General features: G+C 48.4%; 7 protein-coding genes. 6 read left to right on the top strand and 1 reads right to left on the bottom strand.

Annotation, left to right across the window (positions count from 1 at the left end; translation table 11 throughout):
• Positions 1-109 precede the first annotated feature (109 nt).
• From pepP to gcvP, 6 genes are all read left to right on the top strand, one after another.
• A complete protein-coding gene (pepP, locus tag LDL40_RS06835; protein ID WP_300994470.1) occupies positions 110-1,426 on the top strand; it encodes a Xaa-Pro aminopeptidase in 1,317 nt (438 codons plus the stop codon).
• A 15-nt stretch (positions 1,427-1,441) separates the two neighbouring features.
• Positions 1,442-2,671 carry a 2-octaprenyl-6-methoxyphenyl hydroxylase gene (gene ubiH, locus LDL40_RS06830; RefSeq protein ID WP_300994469.1) on the top strand — a complete coding sequence of 410 codons (1,230 nt, stop codon included), beginning with the start codon at positions 1,442-1,444 and terminating at the stop codon, positions 2,669-2,671.
• A 27-nt stretch (positions 2,672-2,698) separates the two neighbouring features.
• Positions 2,699-3,904 (top strand): FAD-dependent monooxygenase, encoded by a 1,206-nt coding sequence (locus tag LDL40_RS06825; protein ID WP_300994468.1) that lies wholly within the window; start codon positions 2,699-2,701, stop codon positions 3,902-3,904.
• Between the two features lie 264 nt (positions 3,905-4,168).
• The gene (gcvT, locus tag LDL40_RS06820; RefSeq protein WP_300994467.1) at positions 4,169-5,248 is read left to right on the top strand and encodes a glycine cleavage system aminomethyltransferase GcvT; all 1,080 of its coding nucleotides are present in this window, start codon (positions 4,169-4,171) and stop codon (positions 5,246-5,248) included.
• A gap of 244 nt (positions 5,249-5,492) precedes the next feature.
• On the top strand, positions 5,493-5,882 hold the full coding sequence (gene gcvH / locus LDL40_RS06815; protein ID WP_300994466.1) for a glycine cleavage system protein GcvH: 390 nt from the start codon (positions 5,493-5,495) through the stop codon (positions 5,880-5,882).
• A gap of 461 nt (positions 5,883-6,343) precedes the next feature.
• A complete protein-coding gene (gene gcvP / locus LDL40_RS06810; RefSeq protein WP_300994465.1) occupies positions 6,344-9,235 on the top strand; it encodes an aminomethyl-transferring glycine dehydrogenase in 2,892 nt (963 codons plus the stop codon).
• 262 nt (positions 9,236-9,497) lie between these two features.
• Here gcvP and LDL40_RS06805 read toward each other — a convergent pair.
• Positions 9,498-10,000, bottom strand: a 503-nt coding sequence (locus LDL40_RS06805; RefSeq protein WP_300994464.1) for a hypothetical protein, incomplete at its 5' end; no start/stop codon positions are given.

The following is a 10,000-nucleotide window of genomic DNA, read 5'->3' as shown; positions in this document are numbered from 1 at the left end:
TGGTGCTGGAGCATATTCGGTTACTGGTGCTGACCTGCTACAACGAAGTAGGGCTGAAATTCAGCAGCTCCGAAGTTCAGAATAAAACTTTGCATTAAGAACTGACCTTATGATGACAGTAACGACCTACCACAACAGACGTGAGCGCTTGCTTACTTCTATGCCGGACAATAGTGTGGCTTTAGTGCCTGCCGCAGTGGAATTAACCCGTAGCCGTGACACTGAATACCCTTTTCGTCAGGACAGCGACTTCTTTTATCTGACAGGTTTTAACGAACCTGACGCACTTTTGATCCTAAGCAAAGACAATTCCGGCAACACTGCTAGTCTGTTGCTGTGCCGCGCTAAAGACCAGTTGGCTGAAATTTGGCAAGGCCGTCGTTTAGGGCCGGAGCAAGCCAAAGCTGTGTTGGGTTTAGATGCGTTGCCAATTACCGAGCTGGATAACGAGCTGTTAAAAGCGCTGAACCAAAAAACTACGATGCTGTACGCGCAGGGCACTTATGCCGGGTTCGATGCCAAAGTAGCAGCTACTTTAGCCACCTTAAGGCTTTACCCGAAACGGGGTTACGTGGCACCTACAGTGCAACAGGATTTACGGCCTGTAACGGCTGAAATGCGTTTGTTTAAAGATGAAGAGGAAATTCATCAAATGCGCCAGGCCGGTTACATCAGTGCCAAAGCGCATAAAAGAGCCATGCAGGCTGCCAAAGCCGGCGTGTGGGAATACCAGCTTGAAGCTCATATTTTGCATGAGTTTACGATGCACGGCGCCCGTTTTCCTGGCTACAACTGCATAGTAGGTGCGGGTGAAAACGGCTGTATTTTGCATTACACCGACAACAGCAGTCAGCTCAAAGACGACGATTTAGTGCTGATTGATGCAGGTGCTGAGTATCAGGGCTATACGGCCGACATTACCCGTACTTTCCCGGCCAGTGGCAAATTCAGCCCCGAACAGGCCGCTGTGTATCAGGTGGTGTTAAATGCTCAGTACGCGGCTTGTGCACAAGTTAAACCTGGTAACAAATTTAAAGACGCGCTGGACGCTGCTTGTTTAGAGCTGACCAAAGGCTTATTGGAGTTAGGTATTTTGCACGGCGAGTTGGACCAGCTTTTGAAAGACAACGCCTGCAAAGCCTATTTTATCCATGGTTTAGGCCATTGGCTGGGGCTGGATGTGCATGATGTTGGTGCTTACAAACTTGCGGGCGAAGAGCGGCCTTTTGCACCAGGCATGATTTTAACTATTGAGCCGGGTTTATATATCCCAACAGGCTCGCCCTGCGATCCGAAGTGGTGGGGGCTGGCGGTACGGATTGAAGATGACTTGCTGGTCACAGCCGAAGGTCACGACAACCTGACCGACTTAGTGCCAAAAGAAATCGCCGAAATTGAAGCCTTAATGGCGCAAAGCCACAGCTAAACACAGGATTAATTGATGTCAGAGACTTACAGTACAGAACAACCTCTGGATCTGCTGATCGCAGGCGGTGGTATGGCCGGATCACTACTGGCTTATGTGCTGCTCTGTCAAAACCCTGCATTAAAGCTGGCTATTGTTGAACAAAGCTCAGATAAAGAGCCGTCCAAAGCCAGCTTTGACAGCCGCAGCATAGCCTTGGCCCACGGCAGTGTGGAACTGCTCAAGCAATGGGGCCTGTGGCAGGATTTACAGCAAAGCGGCTGCGCCATCGAACATATCCATATTTCCGACCGTGGTCATTTTGGTAAAACTTATTTAAATGCCGCTGATCATCAGTTATCCGCTTTAGGCCAGGTGATTGAAGTCGAAGCCATAGGCGAAGTACTGTGGCAAAAACTTAAAGCTTTCACGGCACAAGGCCGTTTAAGCTGGTTTTACAGCGATGCGATTAATGCATTAAACCCAACAGCAGAGCTGCAGCACATTAGCCTGCAAAGTGGGGCACAACTGCAAAGCAAGTTATTGGTGATAGCGGAAGGGGGCTTATCGCCCAGCCGTGCCTTAGCGGGTTTTGAGCTGAAATCGGACGACTATCAGCAGCATGCGCTAATCGCCAACATTGGCTTAGCACAATCGCATCAGCATAAAGCCTTTGAGCGTTTTACCCCAACCGGGCCTTTGGCGTTGCTGCCTTTAACCCGTCAGCGTTATTCGCTGGTCTGGACTTTAACGCCAGAGCAAGCTGCGCATCATTTAATCCAACCAGAGCCTGAGTTTTTAGCGGCGCTGCAACAAGCAGCAGGCCATAGGGCTGGTGTATTTAAAACTGTAGGTCAGCGTGTGGTGTATCCGTTAAGTTTAAAGCGGGCCACTGAAGCTTCGCGCCATCGCACTGTGCTGCTTGGCAATAGTTTGCATAATCTGCACCCTATAGCGGGGCAGGGATTTAACCTGGCTATCCGCGATATTTTTAGTTTAAGTCTGTTGCTGCAAAAACATCAGGCTGATGCTGGCTGCTATCCACTGATCAAAGCCTATCAGCAGGCGCGTTTGCCTGATATGCAGCAAGTGATTTTATATACCGACTCCCTGGTACGGCTATTTTCCAATTCATCGCGCCTGATGGCGCTTGGCCGTAATACAGGCTTATTCGCGTTAAACCTTTGTCCTGATTTAAAACAAGCCGTGGCTAACCAGGCCATGGGTCTGAATTCTATTCGCCAGCTAAAGGCGCTGCTGAGTTAAACCTCGGCCTAAAAAAAGAGATCACTTATGATCGAAAATGATATTTGTATAGTTGGCGCAGGCAGTGCAGGTTTAACGCTTGCCCTTTTACTGGCCGACTCGCCGCTTAAAATTGCCGTGCTGGATAAAGAACCGGCGCCAGAGCTTTTGGCACCCAGCTTAAAACGGGTTAGCGCGCTGAATCGGGCGTCCAAACGCTTATTGAGTCAGTTGGGGGTTTGGCAGGACTTAACTTGCGCTGCACCTTATACCGATATGAAAGTCTGGGAAGCCGACAGTTTTGGCCGTATTGAGTTTTCTGCGCTGGAACAAGGTTGTGACGAGCTGGGTTTTATAGTGGATAACGAACAGCTGCGTGCCGTGCTTTACAGCAAACTGCAAAGCAAAACTAATGTCAGTTGCCTGTTTCAAAGCCGTATTCAAAGCATCAGCAATAGCGAACAACAAAACCTGCTGACTATTGCTGATCAAAGCCCGATCTTGTGCAAACTGTTGGTGGCTGCTGATGGTGCTAACTCTTTTGTCCGTCAGCAACTGCACATGCCTATTGCGTTTTGGGATTACCAGCATCAGGCCTTAGTGGCACAAATCCGCACTGCTGAACCGCATCAAAGCTGCGCCCGTCAGGTGTTTTTACCTACTGGTCCGCTGGCGTTATTGCCTTTGGCCGACCCGCATTTAGTCTCTATTGTCTGGAGTACCAGCCCTGAGCAAGCCGCTGAACTGCAAGCCATGCCAAGCGATCAGTTTAATAAAGCCTTAACGGCAGCCAGCAATTCGGTATTAGGCCTGTTGCAGCTTGAATCGCCACTCAACAGCTACCCGCTAAAAATGCGTTATGCCAGCGAATGGGTGCTGAATAAAACCGTGCTGGTGGCGGATGCTGCCCATACCATTCACCCGTTGGCGGGGCAGGGCATGAACCTGGGTTTAATGGACGTTGCCGCATTAGCAGAACTAATAGATCAGCAAATTAAGGCGCAAAAGCCGATTAATGAACAACGAATGCTGAGAAATTATGAACGCTGGCGCAAAGCAGAAGCGCAAACTCTGATCGCCGCTATGGAAGCCTTTAAACAAGGCTTTGGCCGGCAAAACCCAGTGCTGAAATTAGTGCGTGGTTTAGGAATGTCGCTGACCGACAAACTGCCTTTCGTAAAACAAAAAATAATGGCTGCGGCTTTAGGCGATTCTGGCGACTTGCCTTATATAGCGCGCCCTACAGCCAAGTGACGGGCTGATAAAAGGCCTAAAATGGCAGGGTTATGAGCTATAGTCCTGCTATTCGCATTATTAAATCTAATCCAAAAGGGGCTGTTGGCCTCTGGCCCCATCGGTTATAATCCAGTTCATCTTAAAAATGTCATTCGGTTATAAGCAGATTTCTGTGAATATTTGATGACAAGTTCCTGTTGTTCACGCGGCCTGAAAAGCTCCAGCAGCGCAGGCCAGAATTAGTTGACTGCTTCGGCAGCAAAAAAACTGGGAAGAAGCTAGATGGCTCAAAAAACAGTGTTATTCGCAAAGCATGTAGAATGTGGCGCAAAAATGGTGGACTTTCACGGCTGGGATATGCCGCTGAACTACGGTTCACAAATTGAAGAACACCACAATGTCCGCCAGGACGCTGGTATGTTCGACGTCTCTCACATGACTATCGTTGACCTGAAAGGGCCAAACACCCGCAACTTCCTGCGTTATTTACTCGCCAACGACGTTAACAAACTGACCGTATCAGGCAAAGCCTTATACAGCGGCATGTTAAACGAAGCCGGTGGCGTGATTGACGACTTAATAGTTTATTTCCTGACTGAAGACTTCTTCCGCTTAGTAGTGAACTCTGCCACCCGCGAAAAAGATTTGGCCTGGATCAACCAACAAGCGGCCGCCTTTAACGTTACTGTGACTGAACGCCCAGAGTTCGCCATGATCGCAGTGCAAGGCCCACAAGCTAAAGCCAAAGTAGCCACCTTATTAACAGAAGAGCAAAAAGCTGCTGTTGCTGGTATGAAGCCATTTTTTGGTGTTCAGGCGGGTTCTCTGTTTATTGCAACGACTGGCTACACAGGCGAAGACGGTTACGAAATCTCTTTACCAAACGAAGAAGCCGCTGACTTCTGGCAAAAACTGCTGGACGCTGGTGTAAAACCAGCAGGTTTAGGCGCTCGTGACACTTTACGTTTAGAAGCAGGTATGAACCTGTACGGTCAGGATATGGACGAAACCGTCTCTCCACTGGCTGCCAACATGGGCTGGACTATCGCCTGGGAACCAAGCGACCGTAACTTTATCGGCCGTGCTGCTTTAGAACAACAAAAAGCGGCTGGCACCATGAAGCTGGTTGGTTTAGTGATGGAACAAAAAGGCGTATTACGTCACGGCCAAAAAGTGGTGACCGAAGGCGGCGAAGGCGAAATTACTTCTGGTACTTTCTCTCCTACTTTAGGTTTCAGTATCGCTATGGCCCGTGTACCAGCTTCGACTGGCGACACAGCCGAAGTAGATATCCGTGGCAAACTGGTTCAGGTGAAAGTCGTAAAACCTAACTTTGTGCGTATGGGTAAAAAAGTAATCTGATATACCTGTCGTACTTGAAGCTGCGGCTTTGTGGACTGCGTCATGTCGCAGCCCTGCAACTTCAAGTTACTTGGGTATAAATACAGTGGCTTGCTTTGTTTGTTTTCTGTTGATTGAAAAATAAACAAACAAGGCAGGCGGCCATTAGCTTGCGGCAGGAGCATAGCTTCGCTATGTTGTTTGCCAGAGTCAGTTTGTAGACTGACTGCGATTAACAACAAATTCAGCACCAAGGAATATAACAATGAGCAACATCCCTAACGATTTAAAATATGCAACGTCACACGAATGGGTTCGTGACGAAGGCAATGGCGTTTACACCGTAGGTATTACTGAGCACGCTCAGGACCTGTTAGGTGACATGGTATTTGTTGAATTACCAGACGTAGGTGATGTTGTAGCTCAGGGCGACGACGTAGCTGTAGCTGAGTCTGTAAAAGCTGCATCAGACATCTATGCACCAATTTCAGGTGAAGTTGTAGCGGTAAACGACGCGTTAAACGACTCACCAGAACTGGTGAACAGCTCTCCATACGCTGAAGGCTGGATGTTCAAAATCAAAGCCTCTGACGCTTCTGAACTGGCTGGCCTGTTAGACGCCGCTGGTTACCAGAGCGTTGTTGACGAAGAATAAGTCGACGTTGATTTAACTTTAAAGCCCTGTGTTCGCACAGGGCTTTAAATTATCAGATAGACGTAGAAAAACGTCGATGCGGTTAAACCGGATAGACGGGCGTTATTGTAGGGGCGGGGTTTACCCCCGCCCGAGCGTCGGATTAAACCGGACAGACGGGCGAGGACAAGCCTCGCCCCTACGGATATCTGATAGAGCCGTGACATAAAACGGGAATTGTAGGGGCGGGGTTTATCTCCGCCCGCAACGAACCCAGACAAAACCGCAGATGTCGATATAAAGACAGAGGCGTGCCAACCGTCATAGGTTGGGGTAATGAATAAATAAACGGGTTTTGTAGGGGCGGGGTTTACCCCCGCCCGTGCTGACCCCAACAGGGATTTTACTACCAGCTGGGCCAAAACCCAGAACTGTGCGTAAACATCCAGCATATTGTTAAGACCATTTAGGAACTTCAAGGCATGACCACTTCAGCTGTGAAAACCCTGTCGCAACTTGCGAACCATCAGGAATTTATTCAACGCCACATAGGCCCGGACGCTAACGAAACAGCAGCTATGCTGGCTGAATTAGGCGTAAGCAGCATGGAAGAGCTGATCGCACAAACTGTGCCTGCTTCCATTCGCCTGCCAAAGCCATTGGCAACTGGTGAAGCCACAACTGAAGCGGATGCTCTGGCGTACTTAAAAGCTGCTGCGAACAAAAACAAACTATTCAAAAGCTACATTGGTATGGGCTACCACCCAACTCTGACACCTAACGTTATTTTACGTAACGTGTTAGAAAACCCGGGCTGGTACACAGCCTACACTCCATACCAGCCGGAAATTGCTCAGGGCCGTTTAGAAGCTCTGCTGAACTTCCAACAAATTTCTTTAGATTTAACAGGTATGGAGCTGGCATCGGCTTCATTACTGGACGAAGCAACAGCCGCTGCTGAAGCTATGGCGCTGGCCAAACGTGTCGCGAAAAGCAAAGCCAATACGTACTTTATCGCTGACGACGTGCACCCACAAACTATTGACGTAGTACGTACCCGTGCGGAGATGTTTGGTTTTGACGTAATCATTGGCAAAGCCACTGACGCAGTGAACCACGACGTCTTTGGTGCTTTATTACAGTACCCATCGACGACTGGTGAAGTGCGTGACGACAGCGGCCTGATTGCAGCGCTGCAGGCGAAAAAAGCCGTAGTTGCAGTAGCAGCCGACATGATGAGCTTACTGTTATTAAAATCGCCAGGCGAATTAGGTGCAGACGTAGTATTAGGTTCTGCACAGCGTTTTGGTGTACCTATGGCCTTCGGTGGCCCACACTCAGCCTTCTTCGCAACCCGTGACGATTACAAACGTTCTATGCCAGGCCGTATCATAGGTGTGTCGAAAGACCGCCGTGGTAATCAGGCACTGCGTATGGCGATGCAAACCCGTGAACAGCATATCCGTCGTGAAAAAGCCAACTCCAACATCTGTACTGCACAGGTATTACTGGCGAACATGGCGTCTTTCTTCGCTGTGTACCACGGCCCAGAAGGTCTGAAAAACATTGCTGAACGAATTCACCGTTCTGCTGACGTATTTGCAGCTGGCCTGCAAGCCAAAGGCGTGTCTTTAGTACACAACACCTGGTTCGACACTGTGACTTTTAAAGTAGCTGACCGTGCCGCTGTTGTTGCCCGTGCTATCGCTGCTGAAGTGAACTTACGTACTGATATCGCAGACAGCTTAAGCGTAAGCTTCCACGAAATGACGTCAGCTGCTGACATCGCTCAGCTGTTTGATATCGTATTAGGCGCTGGCCATGGCTTAGACGTGACTAAGTTAGATGCTGAGATCGTAGCGAACGGCTCGAACTCTATTCCTGCTGATTTAGTTCGTACTTCCAAGTACTTAACGCACCCGGTATTTAACCAATACCACTCTGAGACAGAAATGCTGCGTTATATCAAAAAGCTGGAAAACAAAGACTTAGCACTGAACCACTCAATGATTTCTTTAGGTTCGTGCACCATGAAGTTAAACGCTACAGCCGAAATGATCCCGGTCACCTGGCCAGAATTTGGTTCGCTGCACCCGTTCGTGCCACGCGACCAGGCTGAAGGTTACTACGACATGATTGGCGAGCTGGCCAACTGGTTAGTGGACATCACAGGCTACGACGCTGTGTCTATGCAACCAAACTCAGGCGCACAAGGCGAATACGCCGGTATGATCGCTATTCGTAAATACCACGAAAGCCGCGGCGATTCACACCGTAATGTGTGTTTAATTCCTGTGTCTGCGCACGGTACTAACCCTGCAACAGCAGCTATGGCGTGCTTTGAAGTGGTACTGGTTGACTGCGACAAGAGCGGTAACATCGACATGGCCGATTTAAAAGCCAAAGCCGAAGCCGTATCAGACAAGTTAGCCGCCATTATGGTGACTTACCCATCTACCCACGGTGTATTCGAAGAGTCTATCCGCGAGCTGTGTGACATAGTGCACGCGCACGGTGGCCAGGTGTATATGGACGGCGCCAATATGAACGCTCAGGTAGGTATTACCTCTCCTGGCTTTATCGGTGCTGACGTATCGCATTTAAACCTGCACAAAACCTTCTGTATTCCTCACGGCGGTGGCGGCCCGGGCATGGGTCCTATAGGTGTGAAAAAGCAATTAGCTCCGTTTATGCCAAACCACGCTGTAGTGAAAATTGAAGGCACAGGCGCAAACAACGGCGCAGTATCTGCAGCTCCATTTGGTAGCGCAGGCATTCTGCCTATCAGCTGGATGTACATCAAAATGATGGGTGGCGACGGTTTACGTCAGGCCACTGAAATGGCGATTTTAAACGCCAACTACATGGCGAAAAAACTGGGCGAACACTTCCCGGTACTGTACGTAGGCAGCAACGGCCGCGTAGCGCACGAATGTATTATCGACATGCGTCCATTAAAAGAAAAAACCGGCGTCACCGAAATGGACATCGCCAAACGTTTAATGGACTACGGTTTCCACGCCCCAACTATGTCTTTCCCGGTAGCCGGCACGCTGATGATCGAGCCTACTGAGTCTGAAAGCAAAGTGGAACTGGACAAATTTATCACCGCCATGACTTCTATCCGCAATGAAATTGCCAGGGTAGAAGCAGGGGAGTGGACTGCAGACAACAACCCACTGCACTTCGCACCTCACACCATGGAAGATATTTTCGACCCAAGCTGGGACCGCCCATACGAGCGTCAGTACGCTGCATTCCCTGCACAGTACGTGGCAGAAAACAAATTCTGGCCAACAGTCACCCGTATCGACGACGTATACGGCGACCGCAACCTGATGTGTGCTTGCCCAAGCCCGGAAGATTATCGGTAATAAAGAAACCCGCCATCTGGCGGGTTTTTTATTACCTGTAGATATTCAACTGTAGGGGCGTGGGCTTGTCCCCGCCCGTATTTTCTATGTTTAGCTGAATGACTGAGCGCTTTAACCCTAGCGGTTGGTTCTGACTCCAGTTTGCCAACGGTAGTTGAGTTTAGCTGATAGTCCAATCAGTACTATGAGTCTGGTGAAACAGACGGTCACTCAAACGACTTAGTAGAAAAAGCGAACCTTACCGGGTCCGCTTATTACAGTTTTATGCAGCGTTGGTTACCTGATTGGCTAAAAATGCCAGTAAACAATCAGGAGTATCGGCATATTGGCTAAGTTCCGAGATGCAGTTACTTTTTGTTAAGTGTAATTTAACAGGCGCTTTATTCTTAAATATTTGCCTTTTCTGTTTACTGCACCTGTCTTTCTTAATAATTTCTAGAAAGACTCTTAAAAACTCCAAATTCTGTTTACCTCTAAACCATTGCTCAGAATGAAATGTCTTAAAAAACTCTTTTGCAGCTTCAAAATTAAATTTTAAGTCATCTGGTAATTCGGGAAAAATATTTTTTGGATTATCTGTTGTATACAACTTAGTTACTTGTCCTAGATTAATGTCAACCAGTTTTTCAAAATTGACATTATTAATGTTGACAACTAAGTTTGGTTCATCAACACGTTTTAATTCGAAAATTAAAAAATTGAAATCTTCTATGGCTCTAAAATAGAGACTCTTGGTGTTTTCAAAATGCTCAACTGCCTTTTTAA

It is taken from the genome of Rheinheimera sp., assembly GCF_020217005.1.
Classification (GTDB): Bacteria; Pseudomonadota; Gammaproteobacteria; order Enterobacterales; family Alteromonadaceae; genus Pararheinheimera.
This window is presented reverse-complemented; position numbering and strand designations above follow the sequence as displayed.